This is a genomic window from Granulibacter bethesdensis, from assembly GCF_001889525.1.
In the GTDB taxonomy this organism is placed as follows: domain Bacteria; phylum Pseudomonadota; class Alphaproteobacteria; order Acetobacterales; family Acetobacteraceae; genus Granulibacter; species Granulibacter bethesdensis_C.
The window spans coordinates 693,086-712,055 of record NZ_CP018192.1 but is presented as its reverse complement, the minus strand read 5'-3'; the positions used below and the strand labels follow the sequence as shown (position 1 = coordinate 712,055).

The 18,970-nt window shown below is 57.6% G+C and carries 12 protein-coding genes and 1 pseudogene; 4 read left to right on the top strand and 9 right to left on the bottom strand.

Annotation, left to right across the window (positions count from 1 at the left end):
- Positions 1–251 precede the first annotated feature (251 nt).
- Positions 252–3,005, top strand: coding sequence for a preprotein translocase subunit SecA (gene secA / locus GbCGDNIH6_RS03225; protein ID WP_072564298.1), 2,754 nt, complete (start codon positions 252–254; stop codon positions 3,003–3,005).
- An 81-nt stretch (positions 3,006–3,086) separates the two neighbouring features.
- Here secA and GbCGDNIH6_RS03220 read toward each other — a convergent pair whose 3' ends face one another.
- Positions 3,087–4,574 (bottom strand): alginate export family protein, encoded by a 1,488-nt coding sequence (locus GbCGDNIH6_RS03220; RefSeq protein WP_081369934.1) that lies wholly within the window; start codon positions 4,572–4,574, stop codon positions 3,087–3,089.
- Positions 4,575–5,563: 989 nt separating this feature from the next.
- Between GbCGDNIH6_RS03220 and GbCGDNIH6_RS03215 the strand changes: the two genes are divergently transcribed.
- Positions 5,564–7,942 (top strand): TonB-dependent receptor family protein, encoded by a 2,379-nt coding sequence (locus GbCGDNIH6_RS03215; RefSeq protein WP_198355799.1) that lies wholly within the window; start codon positions 5,564–5,566, stop codon positions 7,940–7,942.
- Positions 7,943–8,002: 60 nt separating this feature from the next.
- Here GbCGDNIH6_RS03215 and GbCGDNIH6_RS03210 read toward each other — a convergent pair whose 3' ends face one another.
- The 3 genes from GbCGDNIH6_RS03210 to GbCGDNIH6_RS12565 form a co-directional block, all read right to left on the bottom strand.
- Positions 8,003–8,965 carry an acetyl-CoA carboxylase carboxyltransferase subunit alpha gene (locus GbCGDNIH6_RS03210; RefSeq protein ID WP_072564296.1) on the bottom strand — a complete coding sequence of 321 codons (963 nt, stop codon included), beginning with the start codon at positions 8,963–8,965 and terminating at the stop codon, positions 8,003–8,005.
- 71 nt (positions 8,966–9,036) lie between these two features.
- Positions 9,037–9,909 carry a tyrosine recombinase gene (locus tag GbCGDNIH6_RS03205; RefSeq protein ID WP_072562818.1) on the bottom strand — a complete coding sequence of 291 codons (873 nt, stop codon included), beginning with the start codon at positions 9,907–9,909 and terminating at the stop codon, positions 9,037–9,039.
- A gap of 37 nt (positions 9,910–9,946) precedes the next feature.
- Positions 9,947–10,090, bottom strand: coding sequence for a hypothetical protein (locus GbCGDNIH6_RS12565; protein WP_172822884.1), 144 nt, complete (start codon positions 10,088–10,090; stop codon positions 9,947–9,949).
- A 126-nt stretch (positions 10,091–10,216) separates the two neighbouring features.
- Between GbCGDNIH6_RS12565 and aroB the strand changes: the two genes are divergently transcribed.
- Entirely contained in the window at positions 10,217–11,905 is a 1,689-nt protein-coding gene (aroB, locus tag GbCGDNIH6_RS03200; protein ID WP_408874839.1) for a 3-dehydroquinate synthase, read from the top strand.
- A 21-nt stretch (positions 11,906–11,926) separates the two neighbouring features.
- Here aroB and GbCGDNIH6_RS03195 read toward each other — a convergent pair whose 3' ends face one another.
- The 4 genes from GbCGDNIH6_RS03195 to GbCGDNIH6_RS03180 form a co-directional block, all read right to left on the bottom strand.
- Positions 11,927–13,978: a beta strand repeat-containing protein gene (locus tag GbCGDNIH6_RS03195; protein ID WP_072562816.1), complete on the bottom strand. Its 2,052-nt coding sequence runs from the start codon at positions 13,976–13,978 to the stop codon at positions 11,927–11,929.
- Positions 13,979–14,173: 195 nt separating this feature from the next.
- Positions 14,174–14,476: a 50S ribosomal protein L28 gene (rpmB, locus tag GbCGDNIH6_RS03190; protein WP_025286128.1), complete on the bottom strand. Its 303-nt coding sequence runs from the start codon at positions 14,474–14,476 to the stop codon at positions 14,174–14,176.
- A 176-nt stretch (positions 14,477–14,652) separates the two neighbouring features.
- A complete protein-coding gene (locus tag GbCGDNIH6_RS03185; RefSeq protein WP_232449936.1) occupies positions 14,653–14,961 on the bottom strand; it encodes a hypothetical protein in 309 nt (102 codons plus the stop codon).
- Between the two features lie 35 nt (positions 14,962–14,996).
- Positions 14,997–16,703, bottom strand: coding sequence for an ABCB family ABC transporter ATP-binding protein/permease (locus tag GbCGDNIH6_RS03180; RefSeq protein WP_232449935.1), 1,707 nt, complete (start codon positions 16,701–16,703; stop codon positions 14,997–14,999).
- 291 nt (positions 16,704–16,994) lie between these two features.
- Here GbCGDNIH6_RS03180 and GbCGDNIH6_RS03175 point away from each other — a divergent pair, with 291 nt between their 5' ends.
- Entirely contained in the window at positions 16,995–17,864 is an 870-nt protein-coding gene (locus GbCGDNIH6_RS03175; protein ID WP_072562814.1) for an NUDIX hydrolase, read from the top strand.
- A 543-nt stretch (positions 17,865–18,407) separates the two neighbouring features.
- Here GbCGDNIH6_RS03175 and GbCGDNIH6_RS03170 read toward each other — a convergent pair.
- Positions 18,408–18,716, bottom strand: a pseudogene (locus tag GbCGDNIH6_RS03170) (DUF4167 domain-containing protein); the annotation flags it as partial.
- Between the last annotated feature and the right edge of the window lie 254 nt (positions 18,717–18,970).

Here is an 18,970-nt window from a genome sequence, read left to right as displayed (position 1 = left end):
TCATGACGAATGCCGCGCCTTCACTCAAGCGGGGGGATGGGAGAAACCTTACAAGATAACCGTACCATCATGCTTCGGAAGGCTGTTTTCCACTTTATCCCGTCCCCCGACAGGGCCGCTGCGTTGACCCGGCCCGCGACGGGTCCTATCTGAAGCGGCTGATGATGGGTCTGTCAGGCTCACCATCCACTGGCTCTCACTCCGTGCCGGGCTCCGGGCCGGCACGGAATCCTTATCCGGAAAGCACTTCGATGTTCGCGAGACTCGTCCGCTCCATCTTCGGCTCCAGCAATGATCGCTCCCTGCGCGAGTATCAGCGGCGGGTGCAGCAGGTCAATGCCCTGGAACCCGAACTCGCCGCGCTGACGGATGCAGAACTACAGGCCCGCACCATCCTGCTAAAACAGAAGCTCGCGGAGGGCGCCACGCTGGACGGTATCCTCCCCGAAGCCTTCGCCACAGTGCGGGAGGCATCGAAACGTGTTTTCGGCATGCGTCATTTCGACGTCCAGCTGATCGGCGGCATGGTGCTGCATGACGGCAAGATCGCCGAAATGCGGACCGGCGAAGGCAAGACGCTGGTGGCCACCCTGCCTGTCTATCTCAACGCCCTGACCGGACAGGGCGTCCATGTGGTGACGGTGAATGACTACCTCGCCCGCCGCGATGCGGAAACAATGGGGCAGCTGTACAGCTTCCTCGGTCTGTCTACCGGCATCGTGGTGCATGGGCAGGAAGAGCATGAACGCCGTGCCGCTTACCATGCCGACATCACCTATGGCACCAATAACGAATTCGGGTTCGATTACCTGCGCGACAACATGAAGTACCGGCTGGAGGATATGGTCCAGCGCGACTTCACCTATGCCATCGTCGACGAAGTCGACAGCATCCTGATCGATGAGGCCCGTACCCCGCTTATCATCTCCGGCCCGGCGGAAGACAGCTCTGACCTTTATCGCTCGGTCGATGCAGTGGTCAGGGAGCTGGTAAAAGACCCGGCTACTTTCGAAAAAGACGAAAAGCAGCGCAGCGTACACCTGACCGAAGCCGGATCGGAAAAGGTCGAGGAGATGCTGCATGCAAGCGGCATCCTGACCGACGGAAATCTTTACGACACCTTCAACATCACCGTTCTGCACCATGTGCAGCAATCGCTGCGGGCCCATACCCTGTTCGAACGGAACGTCGAATATATTGTCCGCGACGACAAAGTGATCATCATCGACGAATTCACCGGCCGCATGATGGATGGCCGCCGCTACTCCGAAGGGTTGCACCAGGCGCTGGAAGCCAAGGAACATGTAACCGTCCAGCAGGAAAACCAGACGCTGGCCTCCATCACCTTCCAGAACTACTTCCGCATGTATCCGAAACTGGCGGGCATGACAGGCACCGCATTGACCGAGGCGGATGAATTCGCGGAGATCTACAAGCTCGATGTGCTGGCGGTTCCCACCAACCTGCCGGTCCAGCGCAAGGATGGCGATGACGAAGTCTATCGCACCGCACGTGAGAAATATGAGGCCGTCGCCAATCTGATCGAGGAAATCCGTACACGCGGCCAGCCTGTTCTGGTGGGCACGACCTCCATCGAAAAGAGCGAAGTAATCAAGCAGTTGCTGGATCAGAAGCGCATCCCGGCCGAATTGCTGAACGCCAAGCAGCACGAGCGTGAGGCGATCATTGTTGCCGAAGCCGGTGCGCCGGGCCGTGTCACCATCGCCACCAACATGGCCGGGCGCGGCACCGACATCAAACTCGGCGGCAATGCCGAGGCACGGATCCAGACCGAGCTTGCGGATATGCCGGAAGGACCGGAACGCGACGCCGCGATCGCCCGGATCGAACAGGAAGTGCAGGAAGCGCATGAAGCCGTGCGCAAGGCCGGTGGCCTGTTCGTGATCGGCACGGAACGCCATGAAAGCCGCCGCATTGATAATCAGCTTCGTGGCCGCTCCGGCCGGCAGGGCGATCCGGGCGAATCCCGCTTCTTCCTGTCGCTGGAAGATGATCTGATGCGCATCTTCGGCAGTGACCGCATGGGCGCGATGCTGCAACGTCTCGGGCTGAAGGATGGCGAGGCGATCATCCATCCCTGGATCAACAAGGCCCTGGAAAAAGCGCAGAAGAAAGTCGAGGCCCGCAACTTCGATATGCGCAAGAACGTGCTGAAATACGACGACGTGATGAATGACCAGCGCAAGGAGGTCTACGCCCAGCGCCGCGAATTCATGAACGCCGATGATGTGAGCGAGACCGTCACGGATATGCGGGAAGAAGTGATCGACACCCTGATCACCCGCCATATCCCCGAGCGCGCCTTTCAGGAGCAATGGGATACAGCCGGTCTGGCCGCCGGCCTGCGCGCGTTGCTGAATGCCGATCTTCCTGTCGAGGAATGGGGGCGTGAGGAAGGTGTTGACGAAGCGGAAATGCGCCGCCGCGTTCAGGCTGCCGCCACAGAGTTGATGGATGTGAAGGCCGCCCATGCCGGGGCCGATGCCATGCGCTATATCGAGAAGGCCTTGCTGCTGCAAACGCTGGATCAGGTGTGGAAAGAACATCTGCTGCTGCTTGACCAGCTTCGTCAGGGCATCGGCCTGCGCGCCTATGGCCAGCGCGATCCGCTCAATGAATACAAGAGCGAGGCTTTTTCTCTGTTCAATGCGATGCTGGATGAGCTGAAGGAACGCGTAACCGCTATTCTGGCGCAGGTGGAATTCGGCGCCCCCCCGCCGGCCAGCGCCGATCCTTTCGTCAGCAGCGCCAGCCAATTCGTGGAAAGCCATCCCGAACCCGTCAGCATCCGTATGGCTGTCGGCCCGAACGGAGAGGATATTCCCCTGCCCCCTCCTCCACCTGCGATGTTTTCCGCTGCCTATGCAGATATAGAGGGGATTGATTTCAATGATCCTTCCACATGGATCAATGTTCCTCGCAATGCTCCCTGCCCGTGCGGGTCCGGACAAAAATACAAGCACTGCCACGGCAGGCTTGGCTGAAAACGCTCATTTTTCTGAATAAGAAATGAAAAACGGGGCCTTCATTGCCCCGTTTTTTTGGTTCACCGGCGCGTTCCCTGCTCAGAACCGCGTGTAGATAAAAGCCTCAAGCACATAGGCATTGCCGCCGACGACAGGCTGGTTACCGGTTGCGGGCTGATAACTCGCGACATTGGCAAGGCCATTACGGCCGGGAAATGCAACACCTGCCAGCATGGCACCGGAGATAGTCGGGCTATACTGATAGTTGACCGAGACATCCACCTCATCGCTATACTTGTTACTGCCGGTATTCAGGCCGTACTGCGAAGGATGATTCATAAGAACATTATAGTAGATGATGTTGAAAGCCGTCTTGTCATCATGCTTGAAAACGTGAAAAGGCGGATTAAGGGTGATGCCGACCTGATTAACATCATATCCTGAATATCCCATCAGATATTCACCAACGACCTCGCCCGAAAAATATCCGCCATACAGTTTGCGGGAGCCATTATAGAGAAACAGCGGATCATAAGAGTGCTTGACCGTTCCTTTGGGATTATTCTCACCGCTATAGGTGGTGCGACGGTAATAGACCGAGGGCGACCATGGAAGATCAGAAAAACTGTAGCCTGGCTCTATATAATAGGCATACGCATCAACGCTCTGGTACCCTTGGCTGGCATTGCTGTTCTGTTCACCGACATATTGGCCATAGAGCGTAAAGTTCTTTCTGATTCCCAATGCCTTGATGGGAACGAATGAGCCGCCGAAACTCAGCGAATAAACATTCATGCCGTCACGATTGGCGCGGCTGGTGTAATTATAGGTGCTGGATTTGTCGGAGTCATAAATATTGAAGTAGGTCAGCGTCACATATGCCTCGCGATTGGCATAGGTTGGTGCGCCGTCAAGGCCCGGCTTGCTGCGGAACAGTGTGACATCGAAGCCTGCGAAACTGCTTCTGGGCCGATCGAAACCATATGTCAGGCCCGCATCGGAATTGACTTCCAGCGCGAAGATATCGGCGCGCACGGGATGTCCATCAAACTTGATCACCCCCGGACCCGAGAACGCCATACGGGGCGCATACCACCATGCCGCACGTCCGCCTGTATTGTATGTTCCGCGACCAACGAGAAAGCCATCATCGATTTTGAAAACCTGTCTTCCGCCCTGAATGGCGACAACATCCTTGCCGCCACCAGAAGCAAGATTGGTTTCAAATCCCAGATAGGCTTCCTCCACCCCCATGTAGAAAGGCTCATGCCCGGTCTGCGAAAACTGCTCGAAATCGCCATGCCCGACCGTTTTGGTACCGATGGCATTGACCGACCCGTATAACGTTCCAATATTGAAATGGTGGGACACCATGACGCCCGGTTTGAAATATAGCTCGGCCGTCACAGGCCCGCGATTGGCGACCGGACGTCCATCATGATAGACAATCGAACCGGCGCCAAAGTTTATATTAGCGCCATTCATGATCACACCGCCCAGCTCCATAAAAGCCTGAATCCGCGTACCACGTGAATCATACAGAACCTGATCAGCCCAGCCTTGCATCGGTGCGAAAATGACCGCCACGCCACAGACCAAGCCGCTGACAGTCCAGGCACGCTCGCATATCGAATGTGCCGATACTCTCTTGAATATAGTCCACATAGTGCACGTTTCCCCGCGCATCGCTCGGCAGTGTGAAGCCAGCCAAACTCACCCACTCACGGCCGTGCGTTGACTTTCCCCTGCTTGACTTCGGCGGCTCTCTTAAAGTGAGAGTCTGTATCGCCGTTGGATGCCACTTCGTTTTTCAGCATAGCCGATATTTTATTCTGGCATCGATCTATGGATGTAACCTTAAGAAAGCGTCTGCCAGCTTGGATAAAAACGACAAACACAATGAATAAATTACACAATTGCGTCAAACAATTGCTTGTTTTATTTATATTGAATGATCATTCAATATAAATTTACTTAAATCAATATTTCCTCACCAAGGTTAATTGATAATCATTATTAAAAACAGAGCCGGCCTATCTTTATATTACACGATTAAATATTTGAATAAACATACGATAGATCATTATATAAATTAAAATCATCTTTTACGTAAAAGATATTTTTAATGTTTTATATTGTAATTATATATTTATAATTTAATTATAAAATACAATTCATATTGTTGATAAACTTTGAAACTATGTATTGTCCTTTTTCATGCCCTTGCTGGCAGAGCGGCTGACTATACCAGGAAGCTGCCGACTTGGCGGAAACGTCTGTGGCTTAGCGCCAGAATGCAGTTGGCAACCGCATGATAATGGACCCGCTTATGTCTGGCAGGAGGCTGACCCGCAATCAATGACTATGCAACAAAGCCCCACCTCTGTTCTCATAAAGCCTTCTTAAAGCATTATTTAAAATTATGCTTGCCTCACAATCATCGGCAAAAAATGTGACAATTGAATAACTTATCGATCCCAAAATGATTTCCATCATTTTATGCGATCTATGAAGCATTTTACGCAATTGACCGCTCCCTGATGTCTTTCAAAAACAGAAAAAGGAGGGAACGGTCCATGAAAATATCAAAAAATCTCTCAGGTTATGCTGCGGTTTTTGCCTGCCTTGCTCCGCACCTTGGCTTTGCTCAGTCAGCGTCACCAAAGGCTGTGCGGCCTGCACCATCCGGTTTGCAGGACACGACAGAGGCAAGCACTGTTACTCTTCCGGAACTGAACGTCATTGGCAGCACCCCATTGCTGGGATCCGGGATCGACAAAAACAAAGTCCCGGCCGATTCAACGGTGCTGGATTCCAAAGACATCGCCTTACGCGGTGCACCGAACATGCTCCGAGCGCTGAATCAGCAGGTTGCAGGTGTCAACCTGGTCGATTCTTCAGGTAATCCACAGCAACCCGCCCTGTTATATCATGGTTTTACCGCGTCCCCTCTACAAGGAACGGAGCAAGGTCTGGCCGTTTATCTCAATGGCGTACGGTTCAATCAGGCTTTTGGCGATACCGTTAATTGGGATCTGATCCCCAACCTGGCGATCGACACACTGAACCTGGAGGGCTCGAACCCGGCGTTTGGCCTGAATGCCATCGGCGGCGCCCTGAGCGTCAAGATGAAAAACGGCTTTACCTACCAGGGCGGAGAAATCGATCTGTATGGTGGATCGTTCGGGCGAATGGGAGCCAATCTGCAATACGGCAAGCGTATCGGCAACGTTTCCACTTATCTTGCCGGCAGTGTGCTGCATCAGGATGGCTGGCGTGACCAGCAATCAACCGATATCCAGAATTTCTACGGGGATGTCGGCATTCGTAATGACCGTGCCGAGGTGCATTTCAATCTGACCATGGCCAATTCGGTTCTGAATGGTCCCGGCACCTCGCCTGTCCAGCTGCTGCAAGCCGATCCGGCAGCGCAGTTCACGGCGCCCAACCAGATCTCCAACCGCTACATTCTCGCGACTGTGAACGGTAACGTAGACGTCGGGCGCAATACATCGATCCAGAGCAACGCCTACTATTCCTATTTCCAACAGAGGGTAATGAACGGCAATTCGGCCAATGACTTCCCCTGCAATGATGGCTCCGGGCTGATGTGCAATTCTGATACCGGTTTGCCCAGCACGACACGAGGCGGCGCACCGATTGCAGCCTATCTCGGCAATAATCCTTATTCCTATTCCGAGCTGGATGCGCAGACGACCAACACCAACAGCTATGGCACCTCCGCTCAGGTCACCAATAAGGACGATCTGTTCGGCCATCAGAATCACTTCGTCGCCGGAGGCAGCTATGACGGTGCCACCACCATGTTCGGAGGCTCCTCCTATATCGGTGGCATCACGCCCGTCTCACGCGATTTTATCGGACCGGGTGTCCTGCTGGATGAACCGGGGCAGAATGTTCCGGTTCGCGTCGGTCTGACCAACAATTTCTTCGGCCTGTTCGTGACCGATACGTTCGACGTGACGGATCGTCTGTCATTGACCGTCGCCGGGCGCTTCAACTCCGCCCAGATCGACATCAACCAGATTGGCGGCGGAGATGTGACGGGTAATCATGTCTATAACCGCTTCAATCCCTCAGCCGGACTGACCTACAAGATCATGCCCTGGCTGACCTTCTACGGCAGCTATGCGGAAGCGAACCGGGCACCGACACAGGCAGAGCTTTCCTGCGTCAATCCGGCGCAGTCCTGCAGTCTGGCGAACTTCTTTACCGGTGACCCGGACCTCAAGCAGGTCGTTGCCCATACTTGGGAATCCGGCCTGCGCGGCAGCACACATCTGACGGCCGATGCAAAGCTGGGCTACAAACTCGGCCTGTTTCACACCAACGTTGACGACGACATTGCTTTCGTCAACAGCGTGACACTGGATCGCGGCTTTTTCCAGAATGTCGGGCAGACGCGGCGTCAGGGTGTCGATTTCCATGTTGATTACACCACCAGGCGCCTGATGGCCTACCTCAACTACTCCTATGTCGATGCGACTTATCAGAGCACCTTCATCGAGGATGGCGGCAGCAATCCCGTGACGGATGCGAATGGCAACATTACCGTCAATCCCGGCAACCGGATGCCCGGCGTGCCGCAGAATACCGTCAAGGTTGGCGTTACATACAACGTGACACCGAAATGGATCGTCGGTGCGGTGGGTATCGGTCAGAGCGGAACCTATCTGTTCGGAGACCCCGCCAACACCAATGAGAAGCTGCCTGCATTCTTCGTCGTCAATCTGAACACATCCTATCAGATTACACCGCATGTCCAGCTGTTCGGCGTGATCATGAACGTGACCAACCAGAAATATTATACTTACGGCACGTTCTCGCCCACCTCATCTGTCTATCTGTCACAGGCGCCCAATGCGACCAACCCGCGTGCCTACAGCCCGGCCGCACCGATCGGTGGCTATGGCGGCCTCAAGATCACGTTCTGAAACAGAAACGCCCGGCCAGAGTATGCTGGCCGGGCGTATCAGATAGCAATGGAAGCATGATCAGTGCGTCACTGTATCGCGCCCCATTCGCAGGAATTTTTCTCGCCGCCTTGTCTTCAACGCTGCCGCTTCCAGCCCCAACAAAGGCTGCAACTGCGCAGCAATCGCCTCACCGGTCAGGGCAATGGCCTTGTCCGGTGCACGATGCGCACCGCCCAGTGGCTCATACACCACCTGATCGATCAGCCCGAATTTCAGCAGATCATCGGCGGTGATTTTCATGGTCTCCGCCGCGACAGAAGCCTGAGCCGCATCACGCCACAGGATCGAACCGCAGGCTTCCGGTGAAATCACCGAATACCAGGCGTGTTCCAGCATCAGCACCCGATCCGCCGAGGCCAGCGCAATCGCGCCACCGGAACCACCTTCACCAATCACCGTCGCAATCACGGGGGAAGGACTGTCCAGCAGGGCTTCGACAGAACGTGCGATAGCTTCCGCCTGACCACGGGCCTCGGCATCCACACCGGGATAGGCACCCGCCGTATCCACAAATGTCAGCACGGGCAATCTGAATCGACCGGCCAGCTCCACCAGACGCCGCGCCTTGCGATAACCTTCCGGCCGGGGGGAGCCGAAATTATGTTTGATCCGGGTTTCCAGATCGGTGCCTTTCTCCGTTCCCAACACCATGACAGGATGGCCCTGAAAACGGCCCAGACCACCGATAATGGCAGCATCATCGGCAAAGGCCCGGTCGCCTGACAGCTCCGTATAATCGCTGATCAGCGTGGTGATGTAGTCCTTTGCCTTCGGACGCTCCGGGTGTCGGGCTACCTGCACCTTCTGCCAGGGCGTCAGCTTCGCGTACGTTGTGCGCAGCAGCTTGTCAGCCTTGTCGGTCAGCCGGGAAACCTCATCGGCAATATTGATGCCGTCAGGCTCCGACATGCGGCGAAGCTCTTCGATCTTGCCCTCGAGCTCCGCAATCGGTTTTTCGAATTCAAGGAAATGCCGGGTCATGAGCAGGGGCTTTAGCAGCCATACGGGCGGCGCGCTACCCATCTGATGCACATGACGCCCCGCAGCAGAACTCAATCCTCTGCCGCGATGGACAGCGGGTGGCAGGAGTCCACCAGTGCACGCAACCGCTCCGACAACACATGGGTATAGATCTGCGTGGTGGCGATATCGACATGCCCCAGCAGCATTTGCAGGCTGCGGAGATCAGCCCCCCGCGCCAGCAAATGCGATGCGAAGCAATGCCGCAGCACATGGGGAGACACCCGGGCAGGATCGAGACCCGCCTGCAACGCGACCCGTTTCAACATCAACGCAAAACCCTGTCGGGTCATTGGTTTTGCCGGATCACGGCCGGGAAACAACCAGCGTGATTGCTCCGCCCCGCTCCGCATCGCCGCGACCGCGGCAATGGCAGCGGCTGAGACCGGCACCATCCTCTCCCGGCCGCCTTTGCCCCGCACCGTCATCATGGGCGCATCTCCACGGAAGGCGCGGGCGGGCAGCGCCAGCACTTCGGAGACACGCAGGCCGGTGCTGTACAGTATTTCCAGCGCCGCATGGGCCGCCGGCTCGGCCGGAGCCGCCTGCAACAGTGCATCGACCTCCGCCTCATCCAGATATTTCGGCAGAGAGCGCGGCAATTTCGGCGCATCCAGCAGGGCAGTGGGGTCATCAGACCTTGTCCCCTGCTCCAGCAGGAAACGGTAAAACTGCCGTAGCGCAGAAAGGCGACGCGACTGGGTGCGAGGCCCGTTCCCGGCCCCGCTCTGCGCGGCGAGGTAGCCACGCAAGGCAGCCTCCTCAGCATATAACGGATCTACCCTGTGACGGGCGGCATAGCCGGACCAGTCGCGCAGGTCAGTCCCGTAAGCCAGCAATGTGTTCCGTGCTGCCCCACGCTCGGCCGCCAGCATCTCCAGAAAACTCTCGATATGCCGCTCCATGACCGCAGCCTCCGACACAAAGCATCAGGGGGAGCGATCAGTGATGATCGAAACGATCATTGGGCAGCGTCTTCTGCACCGCCGCCACATGCGGCTGCGGCGGAAACATACCCAACCCCACGAAGATGCCTCCGGCCGCCACCAGTCCAAGTGCGACAACAATCAATAATGCAGTCCGCATACGTCTTGGCCTCAACCTGTCCTGAATTCCGTCAGACGGTCCATGCCATCCTCCCCATCGCTTCCGATCACGGAAAAAAGGCGGAGAGGCGGACAAAACCGTGTGCCTGTGCTAGCCTCCGCAATCATGACACGCAACTCTGCCCTTGCCCCTTCTCTCCGTGATTCCGTGACACCCCCGGCCTGGCTGCAAGGCCGCAGCATCGTGCTGGTTGGTCTGATGGGAGCTGGAAAAACCTCCATTGGACGCCGTCTGGCCGCCCGACTCGGAATGCCGTTCCGCGATGCGGATGCGGAGATTGAGCGCGCAGCGGGCTGCAACGTCGCGGAAATTTTTGCCCGCCATGGTGAATCAGGATTCCGTCAAGGGGAGCGCCGCGTCGTACGCAGGCTCCTGTCAGAGGAACCCCTCGTGCTCGCCACTGGCGGCGGCGCCTTCATGGACCCCGAAACCCGACGCGTCATCAGGGAGGGCGCTGTCAGCATCTGGCTACGCTGTCGCCTGCCGGTGCTGCTGAAACGTGTCTCCGGCCGCACGCATCGGCCGCTGCTTAATCAGGGCGATCCAGCGGATATCCTGCAACGGCTGATCAATGAGCGGCATCCCGTCTATGCGGAGGCTGATCTGATCGTGGATTGCGGCGATGACAGTCAGGATGGCACCACTGATAACGTCCTGCATCATCTTCAGGAATATCAGCCTCCACGCAGGCTGACCGTCAGCCTGACCGCCAATCGCTATGATGTGGTGATCGGCGAATCCCTGCTCTCCCGTGCCGGAGCGTTGCTGATCCCGCATATTCCGCAGAAACGGGCGATAATCGTCACCGATGAGACCGTCGCCGCCCTTCACCTGCCGATCCTGTTGAAAGGTCTGGAGGAAACCGGGATCAAGGCAGACAGCATCGTCGTACCACCGGGAGAGACTTCAAAATCTCTGGAGGTCTTTGGCCGTGTGACCGACGGGCTGCTGGCTGCCGGGGTAGAGCGCCGAACCACCGTGATCGCCCTCGGTGGCGGCGTCGTCGGCGATCTGGCGGGCTTTGCCGCTGCCGCAACCCTGCGTGGCCTGCCTTTCGTGCAGATTCCCACCACCCTGCTGTCACAGGTCGATTCCAGTGTGGGAGGCAAGACAGGGATCAACACCGCGTATGGTAAAAATCTGCTTGGCGCATTCCATCAGCCCCGTCTGGTACTGGCGGATACGACGACGCTCGGCACCCTGCCACATCGGGAAGTGCTGGCCGGCTATGCGGAGATCGTGAAAGCCGGGCTGATCGGCGATGCCGCCTTCTACGAATGGTGCGAAGCCCATGGACAAGCCGTCACCACAGGGGAACGCGACAGCCAGGCTGAAGCCATCATGCGCGCCTGCGCCTTCAAGGCGCAGGTTGTGGGGGATGATGAGCGGGAGGAAAAGCCGAATGACGGCCGCGCCCTGCTCAATCTGGGTCATACATTCGGCCATGCACTTGAGGCCGATTTAGGCTACGGCACCATCCTGCATGGGGAGGGCGTGGCGGTGGGGCTGGGGTTGGCATTCCGCCTCTCCGCCAAACTCGGCCATTGCCGGAGCCAGGATGCAGACCGGGTCATCGCCCATGTCGCCTCGGTCGGGCTGCCTGCCGAGTTGTCCATGCTCAACCGCCGCTTTTCCGCCAAGCAGTTGATCGGCCATATGCAGCGCGACAAGAAAATGCGGGACGGCAAACTTGCTTTTGTGCTGGCACAAGGGATCGGGCGGGCCTTCACAAGCCGCGACGTGCCGCAGGATGCAGTCGTTGAAGTATTGAGGGAGGCTGGCTGCGAGGCTTAAGCCCCGCAGCTTTCTGGCTGTTCAGGAGGATTGCCAGTGCAGCCCGGTCACGCCGACAAAAGTGACTGTCGCACCATCCGCCAGCGCCATGACGCTGCTGCCGCCCTGTACCGCGATGGAGACATCCCCCGCCACATAACCGCTGAGCCGGACCGTGTCCGCTGCCGCATTGAACCCGTAGATCCGGGTGTTGCCGCCAGTCTGTCCCTTGGTCATCTGAAACACGTCCTGACCGGTCCCGGCGAAGACAGTGGCCGCGCCACTGCCGAGAAAGATCGCATTCTGTCCGCTGCCCAACGCAGCCTGCATCGACCCGGCGCCCGTCCAGAGTTCGGTGTTACCGGAACCACCCCACAAGGTCGTGTTGCCTCCACCAACCAGCGCCATATTCCCCGCCCCGGCAATGACAGTGTTGCTTCCCTGAGCCGACACCACCGTATCCTGACCGGACTGTCCGCCAAACACGCTGGACTGCCCGCTGCCGGTTACAATCGCATTGCCACCGTTACTGACCAGCACCCCCTGCCCTGATCCGCCAACGAGCGTGTCCGTACCGGAACCGAACATGACAGTGCCGGACTCTCCGCCAAACAGCAGACTGTTATGGCCCGCGCCCACCAAAGTCGTATTACCGCTCGCCGCAACAATGCCTGATGCAGCAGCACTATAAACACCGCCGCCACTACCACCGAGCAGGGTAGACGCACCTGAACCACCGGAAACCGTCGAGGCTCCGCTTCCTCCCATGAACAGAAATGTACCAGTGCCATTCAACGCGACTTCAGCGGCACCAGCATGAATGGTGTCGGCACCATTGGCGGTAATGGCTTCCTTCCCGCTATGCAGCCAGATTGTGTTGCTGCTGCCTGCCCGGGTAGAAATACCGCCGGTGCCCGCACCGGTTGCCGTGGTGACATTCAGCGTCACCCCATTCAGCACAGTGCCACCGCTATAGGTGCTGTTACCATTCAGCGTCAGCGTCCCGCCACCCTGCACCAGCAACCCGGCAGAGCCCGTCAGGTTGGTGGTCATTGCATAGGTATTACCTGCAATCGTCGTGGCCGCGTTGGGGTCAACCGTGACAATCAGGCGGTTATCCGAGACCGTCACCCCCGCACTCCGCAGATTGGCCAATACTGCATCCAGATCGACACTGCCTGTCAGACGAGCCGCAGAAAGTTTCAATGCAGACGGAGCACTGCTGGTTGGATGCCATCCAAAATCGTCACGGAACATCAGATGAGTAATCTGTCCGCTGGCAGTCGCACCGAAATACAGCGTTCCCATGCCGATGCCACCAGCATGGATAGAAGCAGCAGCAGGGAGAATACCGTCCTGAACCCGCTGCACATAGTGATTGCCGCTGTTTTCCGGGCGGGAATCATTGGCATGTGGAACATCGCTGCTATCAATGACATTAACAGCATACACTGTCACTACGCCGGCAGCGGCAAGGGCTGTTTGCTGGTCAGAAGGCAATGAGGAAACAGGCACGGTCGTCGGCGTATCCCTGACCACCATGACATGCCCGGTATCCCCCGTCGCATTCAGCTCCGGATTGGTCGATGCGTTGGCAGCATCAGGATCGGTATAGATTCCGGTGGAATAAGCAATCAGATCCCCCGCCTGTAATGCCGTCAAACCCACCGAGGCATTATTGACGTCAATTGTCTGAAGCCCGTTTGTGCCCGCACTGGCCGAAGCGAAGGCATCCTGCAGAACATTGGCCTGCGCCCATGGCTGGAATGAGCCGTTCAGCACGACTGTTTGACCGCCGTAGGCTGTTACCGTCTGATTATAGAGCGGAGCATTTCTCAGCGCCTGCACATAGGCATCCTGTACCGGCGCCAGCGTGTTCATGACATAATGAACCCAGCTGGAGCAATCCGCGTATCCGTAAGGTGTTGCAGATGTCAGGTCGATGATGGGAGTCGCGGATATGACAGAGAGCGTCCCATCCTGAAGGATGGTCGGATAAACATAGGCTGTGGTTGCGCCGCTATTATCCAGAACATTGGCGACAGCCTGACCATAGGCAGACAACACGGTGGATGAGCCTGTGATCGCAACCATCTGTAAAATTCCTGAGTCTGAAAAAATAAAGGCGCTCTCTTAAAAGAATAAACTTTCTATTGCTGATTGCCAATTCAAGAGCAAGCTGCGAGCCAATTTTGCCTTCACCGGACATCACGCTCAAGACATAAAAAAAAACCGCCGGGCAAATGCCGCGGCGGTTTTTTTGCAGTCAGCCTAGCCGGCCTGAATAGATCAGGCGGCAACCTCAGCCTTCTTGGCCTGAGCGCGCGTGATACGACGCTTCAGTTCCAGAGCCTCGGTCGGCAGTTGGCGGTCCGGGGTGCCCAGCAGGAAGGCATCAATGCCGCCGTTCTTTTCCACGGTGCGGATCGCACGGGTGGACAGACGAAGGCGGACGGAGGTACCCAGCGTATCGGACAGCAGGCCAGCGACCTGCAGATTCGGCAGAAAACGACGACGGGTCTTGTTGTTGGCGTGGCTGACATTATTGCCGGTCAGCACGCCTTTGCCCGTGATCTGGCAGCGACGCGACATGATCAAATCCCATGCGGAAAGGGTCAGCTTGCGCCGACCAGGTTCTTTCGGAAGGCGCCTTATGGCGAAGCGAAGCCTCTGCGTCAAGCAAACTGTCATCGGGGCGCCCCTTAAAAGCGCCGGGCAGCCATCAGTCTCACACAGTGCCGGACCTTTGCACCCAGACGACTCGATGATCAGGCACGGCCGGAAGAATTGGCCGCTGCCTCCCGCAGACGCTTCAACTCTCCGGAACGGACGCTGGCAATAGCATTCTCCAGCACCGCAATCACGCTGGAATCATCCAGGGAACGGCCAAGCATCGACAGGGAGCCGCTCAGCAAGGCCGATGCAATCGACAGCGAATTGAGCTGCTTGTCGGTCATGAAGGCAATGGCCTGATCGACCACCGCACCCGCATGGCTCAGATCCTGCGGCAGCATGTCATCCTGTGCGTCGTGCTCATGCTGTGTTTCCTCTGTAGCCATGATGCGTTCCTCGTTCATAATGGCGCTTCTTATCGGCCGAAGCGGCTTCAGGTTCAAACCGGGACCAGATCGGCAGGCTGTTCCTGCTGGGCGTCCCACATATGCGCGTAGACACCTGCTTTTGCCAGCAGCGCGGCATGGGTTCCCTGCTCGATCACTGTCCCTTCCGACAGCACGATGATGCTATCCGCATCGACCACCGTGGAAAGACGATGGGCAATGATCAGTGTCGTCCGCGCCTGTGAAACAGCCCGCAGAGCCGCACCGATCTCCTGCTCTGTGCGGGTATCGAGCGCACTGGTCGCCTCATCCAGAATCAGGATACGGGGATTCTTGAGGATCGTACGCGCAATGGCGACACGCTGCTTTTCGCCACCGGAAAGCTTCAGACCCCGCTCGCCAACTCTGGTATCGTAGCCTTCCGGCAGGCGCAAAACGAAGTCATGCACCTGCGCCAGCCGTGCAGCATGCTCGATCTCTGCCTGCGACGCACCAGGGCGACCATAAGCGATGTTATAGCGAATCGTGTCGTTGAACAGCACTGTATCCTGCGGCACCACGCCGATGGCGGCTCTCAGGCTTTGCTGGGTGAAATCGCGAATGTCATGTCCATCAATCATTACCCTGCCCTGTCCCGGATCATAGAAACGGAACAGCAGGCGGCTGATGGTCGATTTGCCGGCTCCGGTCGGCCCGACAATCGCCAGCGTTCCACCCGGCGGCACCGCAAAGGAAACACCGCGCAAAATCGGGCGCTCCTCATGATAGCCGAACCAGACATCATCAAACACCAGTGAGGCGGGCGCGCCTCCGTCGAGCGTAGCTGGCAGGGTGAGCGCGCCGGAACGGTCCTGGACCTCCTGCTCCACCTCCATCAGGCGGAACATCTGCTCCATATCCACCAGCCCCTGGCGAATGGTGTTATAGACGAAGCCCAGAAAGTTCAGCGGCAGATAAAGCTGCATCAGATAGGTATTGACCAGCACGAACCGGCCCACCGAATAACGTCCCTCCACCACGCCCTGCGCTGCCATCAGCATGATGGCCCCCAGCCCAATGGAAATGATCACCGCCTGCCCGATATTCAGCAGGTTCAAGGAAATCTGCGTTTTCACCATGGAGCGGGCATAGCGGCGCAGGCTTTCATCGACGCGCTCAGCTTCCAGCGCCTCATTGCCAAAATATTTAACGGTTTCGAAATTCAGCAGGCTGTCCACGGTACGGTTCTGCGTTTCCGTGTCCATATCGTTCATGGTACGCCGAAAACGGATGCGCCAACTGGCGAAACCGACCGTGAACAGGATGTAGATCCCCACTGCCGCGAAAGCGACCAGCGCGAAACGCCAGTCGAACAGCGCCCATAAAATTCCGATCACCAGCAGGATTTCGATCAGTGTCGGCAGGATGTTGAACACCGCGAAACGCAACACCTGCTCGACCGCCGTTACCCCGCGAGAGATGTTGCGGCCCAACCCACCGGTCTGCCGGTCCAGATGGAACCGCATCGACAGCGTATGCAGATGGCGAAACGTTTCCAGCCCCAGCATGCGGGAGGCCTGCGCCTGTGTCTGTGCGAACAGCGCGTCGCGAAGCTCCCCGAACAAAGCCCCTGCCACCCGCAGCAGCGTATAACCCGCCACCAGAGCCAAAGGCAGATAAATCAGCCCCTGCGGTCCGTGCGGCGTCAGCGCATCCACCGCCTGACTATAGAGGACCGGCACATAAACCATTGCCACTTTCGACAGGATCAGAGCCGCCATTGCCGCAACCAGCTGCGTCCGGGCCGCGACATTATCCTTCGGCCAAAGAAAGGGCAGCAGCGAGCGGATCGTCGCCCAGACATTGCGTGGCGGCGGTAACTGCCCGGCCGGCCGTACGGAATCCTGAGCAGATGCCGGCGCTCTCGGTATCGTGGAAATGGTCCTGCTCCTTCCCTTGTTTAAAGACTTATCGCGCAGTCTGGCAGCCCGATCCTGCCACCCCGGTCATTGACATAACCTACCCCGCGCCTCCATCCATCAGAAACACATGTCAGCAGCAGAGCGCCGTTCATGAGTCCCTTTTTACGCCCTGTCGCCGCCTGTCGCTCTCTTGTACTGCCGGGCCATTTTCTACCCTTCAGGCTGGGAGAACGTCAGATCGGATGGGTGTCCCCCCATCTGCTGCCTGCATTGAAGAAGGCACAGCAAGAATTACCTGCCCATGCTCTGCAGCTCGACAAAGATGGGGTGACACTGAGCGGTGACAACCCGGACCTGCCTGCGCTACTGGAAAGGGCACTCTATCGAAGCACCCGTTTTCTATGGCGGGATGAACCTTTCGACATCAGGGAAACGATTGACGGCCCGGTTCTGTTCCAGCTTGATCGTGGAGTTCTGCCCATGCTCGGCGTGCTGGCGCAAGGCGTGCATGCGAACGGGCTGGTGCATCGTCCGGATGGGCTGCATTTATGGGTCTCCCGCCGCAGTGCCACCCGTCCGCTCGACCCCGGCAAGCTTGATCACCTCGCGGCAGGCGGTATTCCCGCCGGGCACGCCCCTTTCGATGCCCTGATCAAGGAAGCCGCCGAAGAAGCTTCCATTCCCGAGACACTGGTCCGTCAGGCGCGCAAGGTGGCTGTGCTGACCTACCGGTTGGAACGACCGGAAGGGCTGCGGCGTGACGTGCTGCACTGCTTCGATCTGGACCTGCCGGAAAGCTTCATCCCTCACGCCGGAGACGGAGAATCCGCCGGGTTCGAACTAATGCCGGTCAAACGCGCCATGGAGATCGTCGCCGAGACGGATGAGTTCAAGTTCAATGTCAATCTGGTGCTGATCGACCTGTTCCTGCGTCTCGGTCTGATCCACGGCGCGGAAGCGGAGCTTGTCTCCCGCGCCCTGTATGATGGGCCGCATCACGCAGCACAAGTCTGCTTATGATTTTGGGGGCTGTTACCGCGACAAAAAAAGCTGCCAGCCTGGGCTGACAGCTTTTCTGCTGGTTCATAGCAGATCTTAAAGATGCTCTCAGGCTTCCCCGGCATCCACGGGGGTGGCAGAGAGTTCCGGCTGATCACCTACGCCTTCAGGCGCGATATGCCGTGTGCGTGGACGACCCGGTCGACGGCCCCGAGGACGAGGAGCCATAGCAGACTCTTCTTCAGTCTGATGAGTTGAACGGGGATGCAGATCAACCGGCGGCACATCGGGCTGTGTCTCGGTAACGGCAGACACCATGGCCTCCGGCTGCTGGACCGACAGATCAAGAGTCTGCCGTTCCGGTGCAGCATGCGCGGCGTTACCGCCCTCGCCCTGTGACGTTTCATCCCGGGAGCGATCGAACCGCTCGTTTTGACGATCGAACGAACGTTCCTGACCATCCTGCTGCTGGGAAGACGTATACTGGCCGTAGCCTGAATGGCCTCCGCCATTGCCGTTCTGACCGTTATAGGACTGGTTGCCGTTATGGTGGCCGCCATTATTCTGCTGATTCTGCTGCTGCGCCTGCAGCATCGCATTCATGATGCGGAAATAATGCTCGGCATGCTGGAAATATCCTTCTGCCGTCACACGGTCTCCGCTGCTGGTCGCATCACGACCCAGTTGCAGATATTTCTCGAACAGCTGCTGTGCCGTGCCACGTACGCGGACATCGGGTCCATTACTGTCGAAAACATGGTTCCGGTTCAGCGGAATATTACCATTATTGTGGTGGCGCATTCCGCCACCACCACCACCGCCGCCCCCACCGCCGCCGCGATGGTTCCGTCCGCGCATACGTTTCATATTCATGCGTTTGCCGTCGCGATTCCCGTTCGCTTTGCTTTTGCCAGACTGCGCAAGCCAGTGTCCTCTGACGCCCGACCGCGCTGTATAAGCCCTGACGGAGCTAGCTCCTCCGTCCGGGCCGTTTCTGCATTCCAGTTCATGGGCGGGCTGCCAAAAGCACTTTTCACGCCATTGCCCGGAGAATCAGATGACTGCCTTTCGGCTCATCCAGAACTTCACCGGATCATAGAGTCTGCAAAAGCTGGATAAATCGATCC

What these genes read in the sequence shown, in the direction of transcription:
- secA (WP_072564298.1), top strand. Translation starts at nt 252, where the DNA reads ATGTTCGCGAGACTCGTCCGCTCCATCTTCGGCTCCAGCAATGATCGC.
- GbCGDNIH6_RS03180 (WP_232449935.1), bottom strand. Translation starts at nt 16,703, where the DNA reads ATGGCGGCTCTGATCCTGTCGAAAGTGGCAATGGTTTATGTGCCGGTC.
- GbCGDNIH6_RS03205 (WP_072562818.1), bottom strand. Translation starts at nt 9,909, where the DNA reads ATGGAGCGGCATATCGAGAGTTTTCTGGAGATGCTGGCGGCCGAGCGT.
- GbCGDNIH6_RS03185 (WP_232449936.1), bottom strand. Translation starts at nt 14,961, where the DNA reads ATGAACGAGGAACGCATCATGGCTACAGAGGAAACACAGCATGAGCAC.
- aroB (WP_408874839.1), top strand. Translation starts at nt 10,217, where the DNA reads ATGACACGCAACTCTGCCCTTGCCCCTTCTCTCCGTGATTCCGTGACA.
- GbCGDNIH6_RS03210 (WP_072564296.1), bottom strand. Translation starts at nt 8,965, where the DNA reads ATGACCCGGCATTTCCTTGAATTCGAAAAACCGATTGCGGAGCTCGAG.
- GbCGDNIH6_RS03175 (WP_072562814.1), top strand. Translation starts at nt 16,995, where the DNA reads ATGAGTCCCTTTTTACGCCCTGTCGCCGCCTGTCGCTCTCTTGTACTG.
- GbCGDNIH6_RS03215 (WP_198355799.1), top strand. Translation starts at nt 5,564, where the DNA reads ATGAAAATATCAAAAAATCTCTCAGGTTATGCTGCGGTTTTTGCCTGC.
- GbCGDNIH6_RS03195 (WP_072562816.1), bottom strand. Translation starts at nt 13,978, where the DNA reads ATGGTTGCGATCACAGGCTCATCCACCGTGTTGTCTGCCTATGGTCAG.
- rpmB (WP_025286128.1), bottom strand. Translation starts at nt 14,476, where the DNA reads ATGTCGCGTCGCTGCCAGATCACGGGCAAAGGCGTGCTGACCGGCAAT.
- GbCGDNIH6_RS12565 (WP_172822884.1), bottom strand. Translation starts at nt 10,090, where the DNA reads ATGCGGACTGCATTATTGATTGTTGTCGCACTTGGACTGGTGGCGGCC.